Origin of the sequence: Porifericola rhodea, from assembly GCF_030506305.1 — a bacterium.
GTDB lineage: Bacteria > Bacteroidota > Bacteroidia > Cytophagales > Cyclobacteriaceae > Catalinimonas > Catalinimonas rhodea.
Genome location: NZ_CP119421.1, coordinates 4,041,136 through 4,061,165, shown reverse-complemented (window position 1 = coordinate 4,061,165; position 20,030 = coordinate 4,041,136). Strand labels below are relative to the sequence as shown.

Sequence of the window (20,030 nt, the reverse complement as noted above, 5' to 3'; positions counted from 1 at the left end):
CAATCTGTATTAGAACATATGTGCTTAACACCCATCAATATGATAAAATTTCATCACATTCATGGCACACAGAAAAGTACGAACTCACTTATTTTCTTACAAGGCGCAACCCCGTTTAATGTAGGCTACTTAGCTCAAAATCATGTTTTTGAGAGTCTAATAATTTTGAGTCTTCGCACTTGAGCACTCGGGAAGGGAAGTTCTTAATAAACTGATAGTTATGCGTTGCCATAAGTACTGTAGTACCGCTTCGGTTAATATCCTGAAATAGCTCCAGAATACCACCAGATACCTCCGGGTCAAGGTTACCGGTAGGCTCATCGGCAATAAGAAGGATAGGTTCGTTAATTAAGGCACGAGCAATGACTACACGTTGCTGTTCTCCACCTGAAAGCTGGTGTGGCATTTTGGTACCAGAAGAGCCTAACCCAACTTGCATAAGCACTTCGCTGAGGCGTTGCTTCATTTTGGAGCGCTCTTTCCAACCAGTAGCCTTCATTACAAAAAGCAGGTTTTCATCTACGGTACGATCCGCAAAAAGCTGAAAGTCTTGAAAAATAATACCTAAACGACGCCTAAGAAAAGGAATTTCTTTGCTACTGATAGTTTTGATGGAGTATCCGGCGATATCAATCTCGCCAAGCTTAAGAGGCAGATCAGCATAGAGGGTGCGTAACAGAGAGCTTTTACCACTTCCAGTTCTTCCTACCAGATAGACAAACTCTCCTTTTTCTATACTAAAATGAACATCTTCCAGGACAACTTTATGCTCCTGGAAGATGCATGCATTATTTACTTTTAAAACAGGTGTATTATCAAAAAATTGAGAAGCCTCAGACATAATATTCAATCTCTAGATTTCCAGCTTTTGGAGTTTTCCGTAAGGTAAACGATCAATAACTTCTTTCAGTGCTTCGTCTTTCCCTTCCAGACCGTATTTCTCAAGTTTTTTTAGCTCACGATCGGCACGGAAATAAGCTACCAGCACAAAGTTATCATCACGTAGCTGAATATAATCAGGAATCTTGGCTTTTCCTTTTACTTTGAAAATGTACATTGAATTCACCTGTCTTACTTTTTTTCTTAAGAATTTCCTTTGCGGTGGTCGCTTAGAAATTTCTCCAGTCCGCTATCAGTCAAAGGGTGCTTTAGCAAGCCGGTGATTACACTAAGAGGGCAGGTAGCAACATCTGCACCTACTTCTGCACACTGTATGAGGTGCATAGTGTGGCGGATAGAGGCTGCTAGTACCTGCGTTTCATAAGCATAGTTTTGATAGATATTTACAATCTGCTCTATCAGCGCTACACCATCGGTAGAAATATCATCCAGGCGACCAATAAAAGGAGATACATAAGAAGCTCCTGCTTTAGCAGCCAGAATTGCCTGACCGGGTGAAAATACCAGTGTACAATTAGTACGAATACCTTCTGAAGTCAGTTTTTTAATGGCCTTAACCCCATCTTTGATCATAGGTACTTTTACTACAATCTTATCATCAATTTTGGCAAGCTCTAATCCTTCTTTAACAATTTCGTCAAAAGAAGTAGCTACTACCTCGGCGCTTACATTGTCATCCACAATATTGCAGATGTCTTTATAACGTTGAATAATATTTTCGTGCCCGGTTACACCTTCCTTAGCCATAAGAGAAGGGTTAGTAGTAACTCCATCCAATACACCCAGGTCGTAGGCTTCGCGAATGTCGTCTAGGTTTGCAGTGTCAATAAAAAATTCCATTGTTAATATGTTTAGCTCTAAAATCGGCTTTAAAGATACAGGAGTTTAGACAAGTAAAAAAGATAAGAAGAAATAATAGAAAAGAGGGGAAATAAAAAACGGGTATCACACCGCTACGACCGCCTACCCTTGCTACATTCCTGTCCTGGGGGAGTTCAGCAGGAGCTGGTTGTACCCGTCTTGCGCAAAGGTAAGACGATTAGATGGTTTTCCAAAACCCTTATTAAAGAATTGTCAAATTTCTCAATAATACTTTCCAAACTGGATGATATAGCAAAAAAAAAGAGACGTAAACACATCTCTCTTTTCCATGCAAACAACCTATTACTTACAAAAAATCAATCAAAACCATTCTTAAATATTCTAAAAGCAGTTTCGTCGTATGAGCCAGCAAACTCATGCGGAAACTCGCTACTATATTGTACTATAATACTTCCTTCAGCATTGGTAGTATAGGTACCTAATAGATTACCATCGTGGCTTACTTCTATCTCCATACCCTCAATGGGCAAATATTGTATGCCTACCTGCTCATCCAGGATACCACTTTTATCCAAATCAAAGAAAGTAGCCTGCACCTGATCCGGAGCAACGCTATCATACTGAAGAAAGACTGGAGACTCAACTCGGTCAAATGCCATGTCAGATTCTTCTTCACAGGCTGCCAGCAGCAGTATGGCAAGGCTCAAACAAAAGCTTAAACGCAGTATATGTTTCATGTCAATTAAGTTAAATATGAGTGATTGGATTTATTCTACCCACCAGAGTGAGGTTTTCATATCATCCGCTCCGCCATTCAGAGCTGCTCCTGCTTCTACATTGGCCTCATTTAAAGAGTATTCTGTAGAAGGATAAACTAATCTGGTTGGCAATACACCATCATTATGAAATTGCGCTCTTGGGTCAGCGGCAGGCATAAGTGGATAACCAGTACGGCGATACTCTGTCCAGGCCTCTATCCCCTGTCCAAAGAGTGCTATCCATTTTTGAGTCATGATGTTTTCTTTTGTAGCCGTACCTACCATAGACATATAGCCATCAGGTACACTAAGGCCATATTGTGCAAAAGCCGCCTCAATACCAGCTTCGTACAGTGCCTGAGGGTCTGCAGAGATGTCTCCATCAGCTGCTGCTTCTGCCTGTACAAAAAGTAACTCGGCATAACTCATAAGTACTGCTGGTGAAGTAGACTGAGCAAATACATCTGTATTTATGGTAGCGCTTTGTCCTAGATAAGTAGTAGCAATTTCACCTGGAAGTCCGCTGGGGTGACCACTGATTTCATCTACCTGAGAGCCAGGTACGGCATAGAGCTCCAGACGTGGATCACCCAAAGACTTAAGCTTGTTTACCAACACACTGTTTATATTCCAGTCGCTACGTCCTTGATTGACCAATACATCATGCCAGGGGTTGTTAGTAGGCACCGCTCCATACACAAGCTGAGCAATATCTTCGTTGCTTTCCATCATGGGATAAGTAGCGGGATCGTCCAGCATTTTCTGCATTTCAGCTCCCGATGATGCTACTTTATGAGCCTGACGGTTTAGTAATTTGAAACGCGTAGAATTGAAAAACTTTTTCCACATCATAATGTCGCCGTCAAATAAAATATCACCGGCTACTGGAGGTCCATTTGGGTCAAGTTTTTCATTGGCTATTCTAAGGTCCTCTATAATACCTGCATATACAACCTCCTGGCTATCATAAGAAGGTGAGTATATAGCCGCTTCAGATGTACCACTTACTGCTTCAGTATAAGGAATAGCTCCCCATACATCCGTTAAAAGTGAAAATATCCAGGCTTTCATCCCTAAACCAATACCTTCAAAATTAGCGTTAGGGCTTTCAGAATCTTCGGAAGAAAACTCCTGAATTTTATGAAAGTTAATTAAGCCATCAGCATAGAAAACTTCCCAGTTTGTACTATTAACCGAAGGTTGCACATTATAGTTGTCACCTTCATTTTCATAAATATTACGGGTAAGGTATCCGATCCACGACATGGCATGGTCAAAATTCAAACGTTGGTTTCTGGTTTTGCTTCCCCAGTAGTTATCCATGGTAGTCTGTAATGCCTGAGGTAGCAGGTATTGAGGATCTACCGTAACTGGATAATTAGGATTAGTATTTAGTTCTTCAAAATCATCTGTACATGATGGGCTCCACATCAGTACCACCATAAGTAGAGCCAGCGTCTTGTAAGGCATATATAATTTCATGCTTAAGTTCTTTTAAAATTTCACATTTAGGTTGAAGCCTACTGAACGTGTACTGGGTAGCTGGCCATAGTTGTACCCTAAATCTGCCGCACTAATTTCAGGATCTATGTGGGTAGTATTTTTGTGTAGAATAGCCAGGTTTCTACCGACTATTGATAAGCGTGCCGACTGTAAGAAGATATCGTCAAACCAGGATGCTGGTAGCTGGTAGCTAACAGTGGCCTCTCTTAACTTAACGTAGCTTCCATCCATTACTGCAGCCTCGTGGTACTGGCGACCGCTATAATAACCATAAAATGTACGAGCAGATGCAACTACATCATTTGCTACATACTCCGGCGACTCAGCAGTTCCCACGTTCATAACGCCTTGGCCGATTACTCCTTCTTCTCTTCCCAGGGCACTTTCTTCCAACACACCAGTAATTCGGGCAATACTACTTCCCATATCGTATACATCACCACCATTTTTAATATCGATTAAGGCACTGATACTAATACCTTTGTAGCTGATGGTGTTGGAAATACCGCCTATCCAGTCGGGAGTTATGTTTCCAATAACATGCTGCCCATCCAGTGTAGTAGGATAACCATTATTAAAAATAACCTCTCCGCTTTCAGTACGGGCAAATTTATTACCGTAAATATTACCGTAGGGCTCTCCTACCCGGGCTTCTAATGATGCCCCCCGGATATTCCATAGTGTAAGTGAAGTTAAACCATCAGCAAGTTCTACCACTTCATTTCTGTTACGTGCAAAGTTTATACTAGCATCCCACTGTAAGCCTCCAGGTAACTCCAGTACTGTACCGCTCAACATAAGCTCAATACCTTTGTTCGTAATTTGACCGGCATTTAGCACCCTGCTAGTATAGCCAGAAGCTCTGGAGATATCTACAGCAAGTATCTGGTCTTGAGTTGACTGATCATAATAAGTTATATCAAGACCAAGGCGACCATTCATAAATCTAAGGTCGGCGCCTACTTCTATACCTGTGGTAGTTTCTGGTTTAAGATTGAGGTTGGCAATCTCTTTGCTTTCAGCAAACTTGGGAACACTACCATCCCACAGCCCTTCTGGCTCAAATACCTGCTGTAGCATATAAGGGTCGGCGTCATTACCTACCTGTGCCCAGCTGGCTCTAATTTTGGCAAAAGAGAAGAAGTCACTCTGGATGTCCAGCATGTCGGTAATTACCGCGCTTAAAGAAACCGAAGGATAGAAGAATGAATTGCTACCTTCTGGTAAGGTACTGGACCAGTCGTTACGACCTGTAATATCTAAAAAGAGATAATTGTTAAAGCCTAACTGCGCTGAAGCAAACAAGCTATTGACTTTTGACTCTTCAATCAGACTTTCGTTAAGGTTAGGGCTGGCACTATTTCCTAAATTGTAAATTCCATCAATGGTAAGTTCATTAACTCTGGCATAATTACGCTTATAGTAATTAACGCGGTTTACACCTCCAACCTGAGCCACAACTGAGAGCGCGCTTCCAAAATCTTTGTCTAAAGAAAGGATAAAGTCTGAGTTAGTTTCCTGACGGCGAAGCACTTCCTCGCTATATCTACCGGCTCGGAAAGAACCTCGGGTACGAGCATATCGATCCACTACTATTCTGGTATCTGACCAAATATCTGTACCACTTCTGGCCATTAGGCTAAGCCAGTCATTAAACTGATAGTTAACAGCAATATTACCCAGAAAACGGTCTTTCTCATTTGGCTCTACCATTACTTCCTGCCAGAAGTAGGGGTTGGTAAAATAAGTATGCTGCCAGTTAGGTGGCTCATCATTACCCTCAGGTTGAATATGCGCATCCTCATAGCTTTTATAATCTTTCAGCCTGTCAAAATTAATATGGCGATGATGCCAGATAAACTCCTGCCCACTTTGGTAGCCTCTATTATCGGAGCCTGATTTGATGTACTCACCCATAGCGGTGACAGACAGCTTATCTGTAAAATTGTAGGCAGAATTAAGCCGAAAATTGTTTCTCCAGTAATCATTGTTGTAGACAATTCCTTCCTGCTCAGTACGACCTATTGCCAGACGGAAAGAACCATTTTCATTACCTGCACTAAGCGCAACACTTCCGTTTTTTGTGATGCCAGTCTCCCACCACTGCTCCCAGTTGTCTGCCTCTGGTGTAAGTGGAACTGCTTCCGTTCCAGACCACCACTGACGTACCAGCCTGCCATCCATAGGAGAACCCCAGCTTTCATCTGTACCCGCTGTACCTTTATAGCCATCTACTGTACCGCTCCAGCCATCGGCATACCAGGTGAAACCTGACCCGCCTCCATAAATATTCTGAAATTGAGGCTTTACCAAAGGGCGCTCAAAAGTGGTACTGAAGTTAACATCTACTCCAATGCCTTTTTGTCCGGCACCATTTTTAGTGGTAATAAGTATAACACCATTAGCTGCACGCGAGCCATACAATGCTGCCGCATTTGGACCTTTTAGCACACTCATTTCAGCAATATTATTAGGATCTATTTCAGAGATACCTCCACCATATTGCTGATTATCCGACCTTTCTCCCTGCGTACTGTTAACAGTCTGCTGCATGGGCACACCATCTATTACAATAAGAGGTTGGTTGTTACCTGCCACAGAGGAGAAGCCACGAATAACAAATTCCGGACTACCACCCGGGGTACCATTACCAGATACCTGTAGACCAGCTACCTTACCCGATAAGTTATTTACTACACTCTGTGTAGGTACCTGCGCCACTTCTTCACCACTGATACCCTGCACTGAATATCCGAGAGCTTTCTTTTCACGTTCCAGCCCAAATGCAGTCACTACCACTTCTGAGAGTGACTTAACATCCTGTGCCAGATTGATATCAATTTTTTCACGATTGCCAATACTCACCTCCTGACTGCTTAGACCAATAAAAGAAAATACAAGTGCTTCTGCTTCTGGAGAAACATCTAAAGAGTATTTTCCTTGTATGTCTGTGATGGTTCCTACGGCGGTACCTTTCACAAGTACGTTTACGCCTGGTAGAGGGGACTGATCTTCGGCCGATAGTACAGTTCCGCTGATTGTGCGGTTCTGAGCCAGAAGAGGGTGAGTAAAGAGAAGGATTGCGGTCAAGAGGTAAAAGTGTCTCTTTTTGACACCTATACTCCCGACATGAGAAGTAAAGTTGTTCCTCATAGTTTAGCCATTTTAGTTAGTCAATGGTAGCAGTGCGAGAGAGAACAGTACTGTATTAAAGATATTCTGCAGCAAACTTTACATACAATACATTGTATTGACTTTCTCGCTGTTATCAATCAAATCTAAAACAAACTAAACTTAAATTCAAAATTTAATTCTATTATTTTATTTATAAACAAAAGATTTCATAAGCATCTGCTGATTAGTTTAAAATAATAGCATAGTTTTCAGTCAAATTTTAAATGATTAGCATATAATTATTGTTTTTAAAGAATAATTAACAAACACATGAGACATATTTCAAATGTTTATTTTGTAAGAAATTAATAAAGAAGAATTAAGTATCTGTTTTTAGGTCTCAGAATAAAACACTCTTTTTACCCGAGCACTAATATTTGTAAGCACTTCGTACGGAATAGTTCGCATGCTAGCTGCCAAAACACTTACAGCTTGCTCTTCACCAAATATGATTACTTCGTCACCTTCTTCAACATCTATATTTCCTATATTAACCATACACATATCCATACAGATATTTCCTATGGTAGGTGCTGCTTTACCATGGATGTACACTTTAAGGTTTCCGTTTCCCAACCGACGATCCAGGCCATCAGCATAGCCAATAGCCAGAGTAGCTACACGGGTAGCTTCATTAATTTTGCCTCTGCGATTGTAGCCAACTGTCTCCCCTGCTTCTAATGTCTTGATTTGCGAAATAATAGTTTTAAGCGTGCTGATTGGCCTCAATGCAGAATTTACTCCCGCCCTAACATCCACACCGTATAACCCAATGCCCAGACGAACCATATCAAACTGATATTGGGGCAACCTTAATATACCTCCACTATTAAGTATGTGCTTTAAAGGAAAATACCCCAGCACTTGAGAAATTTGCTGGTACATATCTTCAAACTGTTCAATTTGATGCAGGCTAAACTTATCTTCTAACTCGTCTTCTGAAGCCACCAAATGGCTGAAAATACTACTAAGCTTTATAGATTTATTCTCCTGCAAAAACAGAAGTAGTTCGTTCATTTCTGACACCATAAAGCCCAGCCGATGCATACCCGTATCTAGTTTAATATGAATTTTTGGTACATTCAGATACTGCCTGGCCGTTGCATGCCACTGCTTAAGCATACTCATGTTGTAAATTTCAGGTTCCAGTTTGTACTCTATCATCAGTCCGAATGCTTCGGGAGAAGGGTTAAGCACCAGTACCGGGATGTTGATTCCGTGCTGTCTTAAGGTTACACCTTCATCAGCATAGGCTACAGCCAGATAATCTACTCTATGGTACTGTAGCAGGTTGGCAATTTCAAAGGTAGAACCACCATAAGAAAATGCCTTCACCATTACCATCAAGCGGGTTTGAGGCTCCAGAAGGCCACGGATATAATTTAGGTTGTGGATAATTGCGTCCAGATTTATCTCTAAAGTAGTGCTGGTAATTTTCTGCTGTAGCTTTCTAACGATACGCTCAAAGCCGAACTTTCTGGCCCCTTTCACTAAAATATTTTCTCTAAAAAAATCAGATGTTTGCAATACCGCTAAAAAAGCTTCAGTACTGTTGTAATGAGCTAAGCTTCCTCCTTCCAGCTTAAACTTTTGGAGATGTGCCCCACTTCGCTCACCTATAAGAATCAGCTTTTTTATTCCATAAATCTGTAAAAGTTGTGCTACTTTACTATAAAGGTCTTCATCTGCATAAGCACTTTCCAGCAAATCAGAAATAATAACTGTATTACTTTCATTTTGAGATTGTCTTTGCAGGTAATCCAGCGCCAGCTTTAATCCAGATAAATCATTACTATAGCTATCATCTAAGAGATAACACTGGTTTACACCTTCTTTAAGTTCCATGCGCATGCTTACCTGTTTGAGCTGCCATATTCCCTGTTGAATATCGGCCTCAGACCAATTGGTAAACAGCAGATAAATTATGCAATGTGTCAGGTTTTCTAGAGAAGCACTATCAGTGAAAGCAGCATCAAATTGCCACAGCCGCGCACCTTGCCTCACTTGTAGTCTGCTCTCCTCTCCTTTAGCTTGAAAAGTCACCATGTATTTTGCCGGAAGCGTCTCTTTAGTAGTCCAACTGATGAGTGAGCTTTCAGATTTTTGCGCACTAAGCACCTGATCTATTTCCGGGTAGTCTTTACGATAAACAACAAAATCTGCTTTTACGAAAAGTTTGGCTTTCTCTTCAGCTTTATGCATACGATCTGTAAAGCCCTGATCATGTGCGGGACCCAGATTAGTAAAAATACCAATGCTGGGTTGAATTACTTCTTCTAAATTCTCCATTTCGCCGGGACGTGAGATACCGGCCTCAATCAGCGCTACCTGATAGTCTTCTTTAAGCTGCCAGACAGATATAGGTACTCCGAGCTGGGAATTATAGCTTTTTGGGCTTTTTACCACCTTTAGCTGACTTACCAAAATCTGACTTAGCCACTCTTTAACAATTGTTTTACCATTACTTCCCGTAATACCAATGACAGGGAAATTAAACTGTTGGCGATGTGCAGCAGCCACAGCCTGTAGTGCATGAATAGAATAATCTACAAGGCCTATGTTAGCATCCGGTAATGAAATTTCTGGTATTTTTTCTACGACAAACTGTCTACAGCCACGTTCGTACAAAGCTTGTATAAATTGATGCCCATCATGATTAGCCCCTCTAATAGCAAAAAAAACGGACTCATTTTGTACTAAGGCCTGCCGGCTATCTGTAAGTAAATATAATACCTCCCGCTCCGGCTTAGGCAGGGCTATCGTTTGGGCAGACGTAAGCTGTATTAGTTCTTTAAAATTCATGCTTAGTGAAGCTTTTTACCGTTAGGTACTTGAGTATCTACTGTAGAGAGTACAATATTTCCATTCTCATCCTCAAAACCTGTTACTAAAATTTCAGACATAAATGGCCCAATTTGTTTGGGAGGAAAATTACAAACACAAATTACCTGCTTGTTTAGCAAATCTTCAGCTTGGTAGTTTTGAGTAATCTGTGCACTTGTTTTTTTTACTCCTAAACCTCCAAGATCTACCCAAAGCTGATAAGCTGGTTTTCGCGCTTCAGGAAAAGGCTGTGCTTTAATTATAGTACCAATTCTGATATCTACTTTGGTAAAATCATTCCAATTGATGTAGTCCATAGCTTATTTGTTACGATAGCTTATTCTTGTTTTTGCTTTTTCTAGTTCACGCTCAACGATCAGTCTGGCTAGTTCAGTATCTGGCTCTGCTTTGGTAAGTGCTAATTTTACATCTTCTTCATTTACATCTACACGGTAAAGCAGACGCAACAATTGGTTAATATCATGAGCGAGGCAATGGCTCACTATTCTTCTAACCTCTTCCCGCATCATATTGAGCATCTTTTTCGGGTCAGCATCATTACAATTGACACTGATGTCAAACTGCTGTTTTATTTTGACGACAGCGGAGTTTAGTACTTCTTGCTGGGGCCTCATTTATAAAAATTCCTTGATCCTATAATTTAAGCAAAGCTTATAAGATTTTCTCAAAAGGCCATCATCGCAATCGTATTTCAAAAAAATGAAAAAAAATTGTCAGCTAGTCAACTAAAAGAAGCGAGTGGCGTATAATTTCCACATAGTACCTTGCAAAACATAGTACTTTGGCCTAAATTTATCAAAAGACCTTATCATGGACCACCAAAAACGTATCTTAGGTTATATATTCATCATAAGCGGAGGATTCTTTCTCTTAATGATTACTTTAGCCTGCACCCTACTTTTTGCCTTTCCTTTAGAAGATCCCATGGTATTTGAAAATAGAATGCCAGCCCTTTTTAAGATTGTTTCTCTGGCAGGAAGCATCATGCTAATTTTGCTTTTTGTATTACCCTCTGTAATTGTTGGAATAGGCCTGACTAAACAGAAAGGCTGGGCTGATAATTTTATTTTACCACTGGGCTGCTTTTACCTTCTTGTTTTCCCTTTGGGTACGGCAATAGGTGTTTACTGCCTGGTTGTATTTTTTTCAAATCGCGATCAATCCAGGTATAAACAAGAGAGCCCCTTAGAAACTAATCAAGGTGTTCAATAATGAACAAGCTTGTTCGCATACGAACAAATCAGAAGGGCAACACATCACATAAAACACTGAATTACAACACATTAAAAGGGTGGCACAACATATGAAACCCTAGAAACAAAACTTAACCAATAATACTATGAAACCTTACCGTAACTACCTACTACCAGCTTTTCTCTGCTGTATTATAGGTCTTACAGCTTTTAATATTCATATCCCTGATAAGACTAACGACCAAGACCCATATATCATTAAAAATTATACGGTAAAAACACCTGCCAAATTAAATGTTCGCACCTCCGGAGGAAGCATAACCGTTTCTGGCCATAGCGGCAACGAGGTAGAAGTAAGAATGTACGTTAAACAGAATGGTGCCAGCAGCTGGTTTGGTAGTGATGAAGATGATATAGAAGAAGCACTGGAAAACTATGACATCAGCATACGTAAGGAAGGCAATACAATTTATGCAGAAGCTGAAAAAAGGAGTAGAAGCTGGAATAATAGCCTAAGCATTTCTTTTGAGGTAGATGTACCATATGCCATGTCAGCTAATCTAAACACCAGTGGGGGTTCCATAAATATGAATCGCCTGGAAGGTGAGCATCAGGTGAAGACAAGTGGAGGAAGCCTAAGTTTTGATAGAATTACTGGATTTACAGAAGCAAGTACCTCTGGAGGAAGCATAAATATAGATAAATATGAGGGTGTTCTTAATGGAAGGACTAGCGGGGGCTCTATACGTGCATATAACTCTCGCGGTGACCTAAAATTACATACTTCTGGCGGGAGTATATTTTTAGAAGATGTAAGCGGCGGAATTGATGCCCACACCAGTGGCGGAAGTATAAAAGCTTATGTTAATGATCTGGGAGATTACCTTACACTTAAAACTAGTGGAGGCAGTATTAACGCTGTCATACCAGAAGGTGCAGGGGTAGATTTAGATTTATCCGGAAACCGAGTTAATACTAAACTTAACAATTTTACCGGCGAAGCCGAAAAAAATAGTATAGAAGGCAGAATGAATGGTGGTGGCGTGCCGGTAACTATGAAAACATCAGGAGGATCAGTAAACCTGGATTATCATCGTGCAGAAGCTTCTAACTAGATCAGAAAACAACACACATTAACCCTATGTATTTATAAAACAGCAATATGCTGAGTAGTCTGAATAGATGATGTATTACTGAAGACTAAAGATCTCACCCCTGTGGTGAGATTTTTTTGTTTTTAGCAAGTACCCATTAAAGCCCTATAGAATTATTCAAAATCTAAAACTTTCTACTGTAGTACATGGATGTAATGATAGCTAAAATTCGTAGGGTATGGCACCTCTCTTGCACGTATCTTTAAGCTATTGATTTACCATTTAAAACTGTAAGAATGAAACATTTCAGCAAGTCAAAAAGTACTTCAATTCTAGGCTCAAAAATAATCAAAATGGTTCTGGTATTGGTACTAGGTTCGTTTTGGCTTTCATCATGCCGTAGCCATGCTATACCCTGCCCTTCTTTTTCGCACCTCAATAAAGCTGATAAAGATCAGTTGGGCAGTAGCTCCAAAATTAAATTTGACAAAAACGGAAGAGTGAAAAACTAAACTACGCTGGGCTTCAACGATAGTTTCTATCTGTGAAAAATAGAATACTTACACATTTCTTACACCCTCTTCACTGTGTTATATTGGTGATTTTTGTACTCCTGCTTAGTGGGATCAACGGAGAAGCTTATGCCCAGTCCAATGAGGGGAAACTACCAACCGTTAAAGTAGCAAAGAAAAAAAAGAAGCCAAGAGAAGCCAAAGAGGTTAAAAAACCGATCAAAATTAAAGACGCTTACAAGCAGCCTGCCAGCGTAGGTAATAGCTCAAAGGCAAAAGACAATTACCAACGTCCTGCTTCTAAAGGCAAAAAAAAGAAACATAGAGATAACTATCAGCAGCCTGCCAGCAAAACCCTCAATTACAATAATAGCCCCTATGACGCTCCTGTCAATAATGAACCTGCCTATGAAGAAGGTCAGGACAAACCCCGAGAAAGTTTTTGGCAGAGAACTTTTAACCGAAATAAACCCAGCACTTTTCAAGGTAGGCTAAAAAGGAAGAAAGAGATAGAAGGTACGGAGGGAACCGATTATCAGGGTACTATAAAGAGAAAGAAGGTTGACTACGAACAGCTAGCCAAAGACCAACACCTGTATCAGGGAAATATTCGCAGGGCTCCTCAAAAAAGAGTAGACAAACAATTTCAATACAAAGCTGAGTATATGAATTTTTACTCAGGAGGTATAAGAATTGCTAAGCCAAAACGACAGATTAAAATCAACGAAAGGCAGTCTTCTGACCTTCAGAGCGCGGGAATGTATAAAGTAAAGAAGGAAAAAGATAAAGCTGCTTCTTATACTTCTTACCATGGCCAGATTAAAGTACCAACCCTGAAGGCAAGAACTCGGCACTTTAAAAAGTTATCGGCAAAAGTTCATCAGTACGATGGCGATATCAGAATGCGTAAGCCCGGAAAGGATATGCACCCTAGCGTATACCACTTAAAAGGGAAAACGATGCGCTCATACGAACAAAAAGAACAATACAGACGTTGGAGATTAATAATTTCTCATATCTTTAAAAAGAACGACCTTCCTAAAAGCGCAAAAGAGAAGGAACGTAAACCCAGATATGATAAGGAAGAAAGTGAAATTTGGTATTATTAAACTCTTATGAACTGGAATAAGCTAGATAAAGTAGATACTCTACAAGAAATTAAAGAAAAGTCTAACCTACAGCCAATACTTATTTTTAAGCACAGTACACGCTGTAGTATAAGTAGTATGGCGTTAAATAGATTGGAGCGTGACTGGAAAACTGATGAGGCAAACATTCAAGCTTACTTTCTGGATCTGATTAAAAACAGAGACATTTCTAATGAGGTAGCTTCTACCTTCAATATAACCCATCAGTCTCCCCAGGTACTTATTATCAAGGACGGAAAATGCGTCTATGATAATTCGCACATGGGGATTTCTTACAGAGAAATTAATGAGCAGGCTGCCAAACTTGCTTAATTAGAAATTAAAAGAAACATCCTGTTTAATATCAGGGTTTAAGCTTAAAGCCACCGGACAAGTCAGTGCTGCATCTTTCAGCATAGCAATCTGTGAGTCGGTGGCATTCGTTTTTTTAAGACGAAATTCAATTTTTATTTTTGAGATTTTACGAGGACTTGAAGCCATCACCTTGGTGACGTCAGCTTCCAGACCTTCCAGAGAAATATCATTTTTCTGTGCTCTTATACCCATAATTGTCATCATGCAACTGCACAAAGAAGCACATACCAAGTCAGTTGGGGAAAATGCTTCTCCTCTACCATTATTGTCTGTAGGTGCATCTGTAATGACTTTTTCCTGAGACTTGATATGAATATTTTCTGTTCGTAATTCTCCAGAGTAAGTAGACTTAATAGTAATCATCTTCGTTTATATATTTGCGGTTTAATTGTATTTGCTTACTTTTAATGATATGGGTGCGGAAATTAACAAAAATAATATACGGTTCATATTTACACTGATTTGTTTGTTGGCTACTGGCACCGCTATGGCACAACAACAGGATGATACCTACTCTTACAGTCGCGAATTTATCTGGGGAATTAGTAAAAACACTAACTCTGGACTGATTGCCGGGGGAGCTATCAAATTTAGTCGGGTTATAGAAAACAAACGCTTTCAAACATTCGGGCTAGAAATTGTTAATGTAAAACACCCTAAAGAATTAAGGCGAGTATCGCGTACCAGTGGCAACACATTCATATTAGGCAAAACAAACTATCTGTTTTCTGTGCGTCCCCAATATGGCCGTGAGTGGGTGGTATTTAAAAAAGCACCTCAACAGGGTGTTCAGGTCAATGCTATTTTGGCTGGAGGCCCAAGTGTTGGTATACTTATGCCCTACTATGTACAATACGCCGAACCTAACAACCGTACGGTAGTCCGCCCCTATACCAGTGATCTTGAAGCTGGAAGAATTATAGGTTCTGGTCCATTTTTAAAAGGATTTTGTGAGTCTACTGTGGCAATAGGCGCAAATGTAAAAGCTTCTCTGGCTTTTGAGTTTGGCACATTCAAAAACGATGTTACCGGTTTTGAGGCTGGATTTCAGCTAGAAGCATTTAGCCAGGAAGTTGATATCGTTCCTGTTTCCAATCCAAGAAGAATTTTTCCTTCAGCGTTTATTATGCTGTTCTACGGAAGCCGTAAGTAATAAGCACTTTAGCGTTCACTTTGCTTGCAGTCGAATCATTAAACCCCTTTCTTTGTTTCTGATTAAGATAATATTACACCGACTATAGTTAGAGCGATTAGTTGTATGATAGAATTACCTGTAATACCCGAAGAAGCTACCAAAAAAACACGCAAACCTGACTGGCTCAGAGTTAAACTCCCAGTTGGTAAAGAGTATGCGAATGTTCGTAAGCTGGTAGATAAATATAAATTACATACGATCTGTGAAAGCGGTAACTGCCCTAATATGGGAGAGTGCTGGGGCCGCGGTACTGCTACCTTTATGATTTTAGGTAATGTATGTACCCGTAGCTGTACTTTTTGTGCAGTAGCTACCGGGCGACCACCCGAATACGATGCTGAAGAACCTATCAGAGTAGCTGAAGCTATCAAATTGATGGGCGTAAAGCATGCTGTTATCACTTCGGTAAACCGAGATGAACTGAAAGATCGTGGTGCAGAAATCTGGTACCAGACCGTAAAAGAAACCAAGCGTCTGAGCCCGGAAACTACTATTGAAACCCTTATACCTGATGTAAAAGGTAATTGGGAGGCTTTGTATCGTATGATTGATGCTGGTCAAGAAGTAGTTTCGCATAATATGGAGACTGTAGAAAGGCTTTACCGCAGAGTAAGACCTCAGGCAAAATATAACCGAAGTCTTGAGCAGCTTCAAAAGATCAAAGATTACGGTAAGCGTAGTAAATCAGGTATTATGCTTGGGCTCGGCGAAACTGATGATGAAGTTTACAAAGCTATGGATGATCTTGTAGCTCATGGCTTAGATGTGTTAACTCTTGGACAGTACCTTCAACCTACTAAAATGCATATAGAGGTAGCAGAGTTTGTTCACCCTGATAAGTTTGATCATTTTAGAGAAGAAGGCTTAAGAAGAGGAATAAAATATGTAGAGTCTGGTCCTTTGGTACGTTCTTCTTATCATGCAGAAAAGCATGTAAACGTTTAGACTAAGGAACTCACATTAGAATTATACAAAACTACACTCCTATACGGGTGTAGTTTTTTTAATTTATTACATCCACTTACCCTAATAGCACCCACTCTTTTCAGCAACTTTGGCAAATTCTGTGTTTATTAGTTTATAGAATAAATACAACAGAAAAGACCAAATGAAAAGAAAAGAGCTTACCGCAATTTTTAATGAGATCTGTAGCCGTGTACACCCTATTAAAGGAATGTACTCAGAGGGTTCTACCGAAAAAGAACGTATTATCGGAAAGGAACTAGACAAACACATGAATGCTCATCTGGCTACTAAAGAAAAAGATGCACTAGAAGCATTGTTTTTGTCATCTTTGAACCAGCTAGAAACTGAAGAAGCGCTAGCGAATTGGTACAAGTCACTAACTAAATATTATACCCCTGAACAGATTCCAGATACGGTATACATCCGTCTAATAGCATTGGCCAGCCAGAAAGAATTTAAGACATTTAAAAAACTATTAGAAGAGCAAAAACAATAAGGTCATAATAATTAGTTAATATTCGGTCTCAATACTGAGTTCAACTAAGTTTATGTCCATTATCTTTAATCAGGCTCCAGCAAACAACTCAATTCGTTATTCTAAAAAATTAAAATTAGCGGTTAGCACCTTAGCAGTAGTACATTTTTTTGGTGCGCTAGGTTTAATATACCCTGCTAGCAGACCTTATTTTGAGGCTGCTACACCTATTAATCTACTCCTTACGGTATCTCTCCTATTGTACTTTCATACCGACTGGAATGCTTCATTCTGGCTATTCAATATTATTACTTACTTCTGCGGCTACTTTGTAGAAGTTCTTGGTGTGCATACTGAATTTATTTTTGGAAGCTACGCCTATGGCAATACCCTGGGCTTCCAAGTATGGCAAGTTCCACTGATTATTGGTGTTAACTGGCTGATACTGGTATACGCGAGTGGCAGCCTTGTAAGCAGGCTTAAAATTCATGTGGTTTTAAAAAGTCTGCTGGGTGCTACACTAATGGTGTTGCTGGATATGCTCATTGAACCGGTTGCTATAAAACTGGACTTTTGGGACTGGGCTGATGGAATTATACCTACACAAAACTATTTTGGTTGGTTTATAGTAGCGCTTTTCTTACAATTTGCCTTTCATCTGCTCATATTTAAAAAAGAAAATTCTCTAGCTAAATTTGTACTTCTTGTACAGGCTATTTTTTTTATTGTTCTACAAACTACCATTTAAAAAGAATCCCTAACATATTTGTGTAATAAATGTTTACTAAGCATGAATGTATTAAGCAGCATAGTATTTTTTTTGTTGGGCTTTGTGGGCATGGAATTCTTCTCGTGGTTTATTCATAAATATATCATGCATGGCCCACTTTGGAGTATTCATAAAACACATCATACTGCTACCAAAGGCTTCTTTGAATTGAACGATGTATTTTCTTTAATTTTTGGCACAGCTGCGGTAGTTCTTATCATATTAGGTGTAAATTCGCTAGATTATAGATTTTGGTTAGGTTTGGGAATTACTGCATATGGGTTTTCTTACTTTCTTCTGCACGATATCTTGATTCATAGACGAATTAAATCAAAGCAGAAGCCAAGTGGAAAATACTGGAATGGAATAGCCAAAGCCCATAGAGACCATCATAAATCTAATCAGAGAGACGGCTCAGTATCTTTCGGGTTACTGATCGTACCTTTTAAATACTTCAGCAAACGTAAATAGCCTGTTTATTAAAGTCCATTAAAGTGAGCAATTATTCAATCCGTGATCTTGAACAACTATCTGGAATTAAAGCCCATACCCTAAGAATATGGGAGCAACGTTATCAGTTTATTATTCCTAAGCGTACCGAAACCAACATACGCTATTACGATGACAAAGATCTGAAGCTGGTACTGAATATTGCCCTTCTGAAAGATAATGGTTTCAAGATTTCCAAAATCGCCGGAATGAGCGACGAAGACATGCTTAACGAAGTACTGCGGCTTACCGAAAGAAATCTACGCTACCCAGACCAGATACATGCACTTACCCTGGCCATGATTGATCTTGATGAAGATCGCTTTGAAAAAATCATGTCTACCAACATTTTAAAGCTGGGTTTTGAAAGCACTATGATTAATGTGATTTACCCCTTTCTTTCTAAAATTGGTGTGCTGTGGCAAACGGGATCAATCAATCCTTCTCAGGAACATTTTATCACCAACCTGATTCGCCAAAAGCTAATTGTAGCTATTGACGGACAGTTCGTTTCTAATGCTGAAAGTCAGCATAAGTATCTGCTCTACCTTCCGGAAGGGGAACTGCATGAGATCACTCTTCTCTTCTTATGTTACCTAATTAAAGCGAGACATAATAAAGTTATTTATCTCGGGCAAAACCTTCCTTTTGAGGATCTGGTATCCGTAAATAATGTACACCGGCCAGATTTTATCCTTACTATTTTCACTACCAGCCCATCTTCGGATCAGGTAGAAGATTATATGGATAAGTTATCTAAAACTTTTAAGGACACTCAAATTTTGCTAAGTGGCTATCAGGTAATTGGGCAGAACTTAAAAACTCCTGACAACATTAAGATTTTTGCCCGTATAGACCACATAGTGCAATTTGTAGAAAACAATAAGCTTCAGAAAGTCTCATCTAATTAAAATACGCACTAAACTGTACAGGAAATTTCTATATCTGTTAAACATATTCATTTTTTCTACGTATACTTGAACTAAACACGCAGTTGTTTACTTTTTAATCTTATTCTTTTCGTTATGGGCAATTTTTTAAAGTCTACAAGTTTCTATTAACTTGTTCATCTTTCTAGCTAAAATCAATAAACAATTTATTTTTTTATTTTATTTTTTCAGAAGAATCTATTAACTTAAATCTTAACAAAATCGGCTATCCGTGTCTGTTTACAGGCATTTTTTAAACTTAATTTATAGCCAATTTTTACTTTGTTTAATTTTTATTCTTAATTTGTTAAACATTTTTTTCTGTTTACGTTTAATGTTAGTAGACATCATCTTAAACAAAACCAAGCAAATTTTTTAATCATGACAGCACTTGAATTCAGTTACTCGCTCGACAAAATGTCTAAGTCTTTAAAGCCTTTTGCTCTTAAACTTACTAAGGACATGGAAGAAGCAAATGATTTGCTTCAGGAAACAATCTTGAAAGCCTTTACAAATCGCGACAAATTTACTGACGGTACTAACCTTAAGGCTTGGTTGTATACCATTATGAAAAACACCTTCATCACTAATTATCAGAGAATGGTGCGCCGCAATACATTTATCGATACTACTGATAACCTGCACTATATCAACAGTACCAGTAGCGTTACAGAAAATCAGGCCTACTCTAGCTTTGCAATGCGTGATATTAAAGGTGCAATTACTAAACTTGACGATGCGTATAAAACGCCTTTCATGATGCACTATCGTGGATTTAAATATCATGAAATTGCAGATCGTTTAAGCATTCCTATCGGGACTGTAAAAAACAGAATTCACATTGCTAGAAAAGAGCTAAAATCTACATTGAAGAACTACGCCGTTAAGGAGTAGTGTCCATTAAA

Annotated in this window: 22 protein-coding genes and 1 other RNA gene; 12 read left to right on the top strand and 11 right to left on the bottom strand. The window is 39.4% G+C overall.

Annotated elements, in window-relative coordinates; genetic code table 11:
- Positions 1-115: 115 nt before the first annotated feature.
- The 10 genes from PZB74_RS16725 to PZB74_RS16680 all read right to left on the bottom strand — a co-directional run bounded on the left by PZB74_RS16725 (position 116) and on the right by PZB74_RS16680 (position 10,615).
- Positions 116-841, bottom strand: coding sequence for a cell division ATP-binding protein FtsE (locus tag PZB74_RS16725; RefSeq protein ID WP_302238183.1), 726 nt, complete (start codon positions 839-841; stop codon positions 116-118).
- Positions 842-853: 12 nt separating this feature from the next.
- Positions 854-1,057, bottom strand: coding sequence for a fructose-6-phosphate aldolase (locus PZB74_RS16720; RefSeq protein WP_302238181.1), 204 nt, complete (start codon positions 1,055-1,057; stop codon positions 854-856).
- 26 nt (positions 1,058-1,083) lie between these two features.
- Positions 1,084-1,740, bottom strand: a complete 657-nt coding sequence (gene fsa / locus PZB74_RS16715) for a fructose-6-phosphate aldolase (RefSeq protein ID WP_302238180.1) — start codon at positions 1,738-1,740, stop codon at positions 1,084-1,086.
- Positions 1,741-1,829: 89 nt separating this feature from the next.
- Positions 1,830-1,925: signal recognition particle sRNA small type (gene ffs, locus PZB74_RS16710), an RNA gene on the bottom strand.
- Between the two features lie 153 nt (positions 1,926-2,078).
- A complete protein-coding gene (locus PZB74_RS16705; protein WP_302238179.1) occupies positions 2,079-2,459 on the bottom strand; it encodes a hypothetical protein in 381 nt (126 codons plus the stop codon).
- A 30-nt stretch (positions 2,460-2,489) separates the two neighbouring features.
- Positions 2,490-3,950, bottom strand: a complete 1,461-nt coding sequence (locus tag PZB74_RS16700; RefSeq protein ID WP_302238177.1) for a SusD/RagB family nutrient-binding outer membrane lipoprotein — start codon at positions 3,948-3,950, stop codon at positions 2,490-2,492.
- Positions 3,951-3,974: 24 nt separating this feature from the next.
- Complete coding sequence (locus PZB74_RS16695; RefSeq protein WP_302238173.1) at positions 3,975-7,136, bottom strand: SusC/RagA family TonB-linked outer membrane protein; 3,162 nt, start codon at positions 7,134-7,136, stop codon at positions 3,975-3,977.
- Positions 7,137-7,490: 354 nt separating this feature from the next.
- On the bottom strand, positions 7,491-9,959 hold the full coding sequence (locus tag PZB74_RS16690; protein WP_302238171.1) for a bifunctional UDP-N-acetylmuramoyl-tripeptide:D-alanyl-D-alanine ligase/alanine racemase: 2,469 nt from the start codon (positions 9,957-9,959) through the stop codon (positions 7,491-7,493).
- Positions 9,960-9,961: 2 nt separating this feature from the next.
- A complete protein-coding gene (locus PZB74_RS16685; protein WP_302238169.1) occupies positions 9,962-10,297 on the bottom strand; it encodes a tRNA-binding protein in 336 nt (111 codons plus the stop codon).
- Between the two features lie 3 nt (positions 10,298-10,300).
- Positions 10,301-10,615, bottom strand: a complete 315-nt coding sequence (locus PZB74_RS16680; protein ID WP_302238167.1) for a hypothetical protein — start codon at positions 10,613-10,615, stop codon at positions 10,301-10,303.
- Between the two features lie 259 nt (positions 10,616-10,874).
- Between PZB74_RS16680 and PZB74_RS16675 the strand changes: the two genes are divergently transcribed.
- The 5 genes from PZB74_RS16675 (at position 10,875) to ytxJ (ending at position 14,260) form a co-directional block, all read left to right on the top strand.
- The gene (locus PZB74_RS16675) at positions 10,875-11,213 is read left to right on the top strand and encodes a hypothetical protein (protein WP_302238165.1); all 339 of its coding nucleotides are present in this window, start codon (positions 10,875-10,877) and stop codon (positions 11,211-11,213) included.
- A 127-nt stretch (positions 11,214-11,340) separates the two neighbouring features.
- The gene (locus PZB74_RS16670) at positions 11,341-12,309 is read left to right on the top strand and encodes a DUF4097 family beta strand repeat-containing protein (protein WP_302238163.1); all 969 of its coding nucleotides are present in this window, start codon (positions 11,341-11,343) and stop codon (positions 12,307-12,309) included.
- Between the two features lie 275 nt (positions 12,310-12,584).
- Positions 12,585-12,800, top strand: a complete 216-nt coding sequence (locus PZB74_RS16665; RefSeq protein ID WP_302238161.1) for a hypothetical protein — start codon at positions 12,585-12,587, stop codon at positions 12,798-12,800.
- 86 nt (positions 12,801-12,886) lie between these two features.
- Complete coding sequence (locus tag PZB74_RS16660; protein ID WP_302238158.1) at positions 12,887-13,909, top strand: hypothetical protein; 1,023 nt, start codon at positions 12,887-12,889, stop codon at positions 13,907-13,909.
- A gap of 6 nt (positions 13,910-13,915) precedes the next feature.
- Complete coding sequence (gene ytxJ, locus PZB74_RS16655; RefSeq protein ID WP_302238156.1) at positions 13,916-14,260, top strand: bacillithiol system redox-active protein YtxJ; 345 nt, start codon at positions 13,916-13,918, stop codon at positions 14,258-14,260.
- Here the strand turns inward: ytxJ and PZB74_RS16650 are convergent, their stop codons facing one another.
- Positions 14,261-14,665, bottom strand: a complete 405-nt coding sequence (locus tag PZB74_RS16650) for an OsmC family protein (RefSeq protein ID WP_302238154.1) — start codon at positions 14,663-14,665, stop codon at positions 14,261-14,263.
- A 49-nt stretch (positions 14,666-14,714) separates the two neighbouring features.
- On the opposite strand from PZB74_RS16650, the gene PZB74_RS16645 reads away from it, so the two are divergent.
- The 7 genes from PZB74_RS16645 (at position 14,715) to PZB74_RS16615 (ending at position 20,019) form a co-directional block, all read left to right on the top strand.
- Complete coding sequence (locus PZB74_RS16645) at positions 14,715-15,455, top strand: hypothetical protein (RefSeq protein ID WP_302238151.1); 741 nt, start codon at positions 14,715-14,717, stop codon at positions 15,453-15,455.
- A gap of 105 nt (positions 15,456-15,560) precedes the next feature.
- Positions 15,561-16,442 carry a lipoyl synthase gene (lipA, locus tag PZB74_RS16640; RefSeq protein ID WP_302238149.1) on the top strand — a complete coding sequence of 294 codons (882 nt, stop codon included), beginning with the start codon at positions 15,561-15,563 and terminating at the stop codon, positions 16,440-16,442.
- Positions 16,443-16,605: 163 nt separating this feature from the next.
- Positions 16,606-16,959: a hypothetical protein gene (locus PZB74_RS16635; protein ID WP_302238146.1), complete on the top strand. Its 354-nt coding sequence runs from the start codon at positions 16,606-16,608 to the stop codon at positions 16,957-16,959.
- A gap of 52 nt (positions 16,960-17,011) precedes the next feature.
- Complete coding sequence (locus PZB74_RS16630; protein WP_302238143.1) at positions 17,012-17,686, top strand: carotenoid biosynthesis protein; 675 nt, start codon at positions 17,012-17,014, stop codon at positions 17,684-17,686.
- 42 nt (positions 17,687-17,728) lie between these two features.
- A complete protein-coding gene (locus PZB74_RS16625; protein WP_302238141.1) occupies positions 17,729-18,178 on the top strand; it encodes a sterol desaturase family protein in 450 nt (149 codons plus the stop codon).
- 23 nt (positions 18,179-18,201) lie between these two features.
- On the top strand, positions 18,202-19,107 hold the full coding sequence (locus tag PZB74_RS16620; protein WP_302238138.1) for a MerR family transcriptional regulator: 906 nt from the start codon (positions 18,202-18,204) through the stop codon (positions 19,105-19,107).
- A gap of 399 nt (positions 19,108-19,506) precedes the next feature.
- A complete protein-coding gene (locus PZB74_RS16615; protein WP_302238136.1) occupies positions 19,507-20,019 on the top strand; it encodes an RNA polymerase sigma factor in 513 nt (170 codons plus the stop codon).
- Positions 20,020-20,030: the final 11 nt, after the last annotated feature.

Bases quoted from the DNA above. Each gene is read 5' to 3' on its own strand.
- lipA (WP_302238149.1), top strand. From the start codon at position 15,561: ATGATAGAATTACCTGTAATACCCGAAGAAGCTACCAAAAAAACACGC.
- PZB74_RS16635 (WP_302238146.1), top strand. From the start codon at position 16,606: ATGAAAAGAAAAGAGCTTACCGCAATTTTTAATGAGATCTGTAGCCGT.
- PZB74_RS16625 (WP_302238141.1), top strand. From the start codon at position 17,729: ATGAATGTATTAAGCAGCATAGTATTTTTTTTGTTGGGCTTTGTGGGC.
- PZB74_RS16700 (WP_302238177.1), bottom strand. From the start codon at position 3,950: ATGCCTTACAAGACGCTGGCTCTACTTATGGTGGTACTGATGTGGAGC.
- PZB74_RS16665 (WP_302238161.1), top strand. From the start codon at position 12,585: ATGAAACATTTCAGCAAGTCAAAAAGTACTTCAATTCTAGGCTCAAAA.
- PZB74_RS16675 (WP_302238165.1), top strand. From the start codon at position 10,875: ATGATTACTTTAGCCTGCACCCTACTTTTTGCCTTTCCTTTAGAAGAT.
- PZB74_RS16680 (WP_302238167.1), bottom strand. From the start codon at position 10,615: ATGAGGCCCCAGCAAGAAGTACTAAACTCCGCTGTCGTCAAAATAAAA.
- fsa (WP_302238180.1), bottom strand. From the start codon at position 1,740: ATGGAATTTTTTATTGACACTGCAAACCTAGACGACATTCGCGAAGCC.
- PZB74_RS16645 (WP_302238151.1), top strand. From the start codon at position 14,715: ATGGGTGCGGAAATTAACAAAAATAATATACGGTTCATATTTACACTG.
- PZB74_RS16670 (WP_302238163.1), top strand. From the start codon at position 11,341: ATGAAACCTTACCGTAACTACCTACTACCAGCTTTTCTCTGCTGTATT.
- PZB74_RS16695 (WP_302238173.1), bottom strand. From the start codon at position 7,136: ATGAGGAACAACTTTACTTCTCATGTCGGGAGTATAGGTGTCAAAAAG.
- ytxJ (WP_302238156.1), top strand. From the start codon at position 13,916: ATGAACTGGAATAAGCTAGATAAAGTAGATACTCTACAAGAAATTAAA.
- PZB74_RS16705 (WP_302238179.1), bottom strand. From the start codon at position 2,459: ATGAAACATATACTGCGTTTAAGCTTTTGTTTGAGCCTTGCCATACTG.
- PZB74_RS16725 (WP_302238183.1), bottom strand. From the start codon at position 841: ATGTCTGAGGCTTCTCAATTTTTTGATAATACACCTGTTTTAAAAGTA.
- PZB74_RS16720 (WP_302238181.1), bottom strand. From the start codon at position 1,057: ATGTACATTTTCAAAGTAAAAGGAAAAGCCAAGATTCCTGATTATATT.
- PZB74_RS16650 (WP_302238154.1), bottom strand. From the start codon at position 14,665: ATGATTACTATTAAGTCTACTTACTCTGGAGAATTACGAACAGAAAAT.
- PZB74_RS16615 (WP_302238136.1), top strand. From the start codon at position 19,507: ATGACAGCACTTGAATTCAGTTACTCGCTCGACAAAATGTCTAAGTCT.
- PZB74_RS16630 (WP_302238143.1), top strand. From the start codon at position 17,012: ATGTCCATTATCTTTAATCAGGCTCCAGCAAACAACTCAATTCGTTAT.
- PZB74_RS16690 (WP_302238171.1), bottom strand. From the start codon at position 9,959: ATGAATTTTAAAGAACTAATACAGCTTACGTCTGCCCAAACGATAGCC.
- PZB74_RS16685 (WP_302238169.1), bottom strand. From the start codon at position 10,297: ATGGACTACATCAATTGGAATGATTTTACCAAAGTAGATATCAGAATT.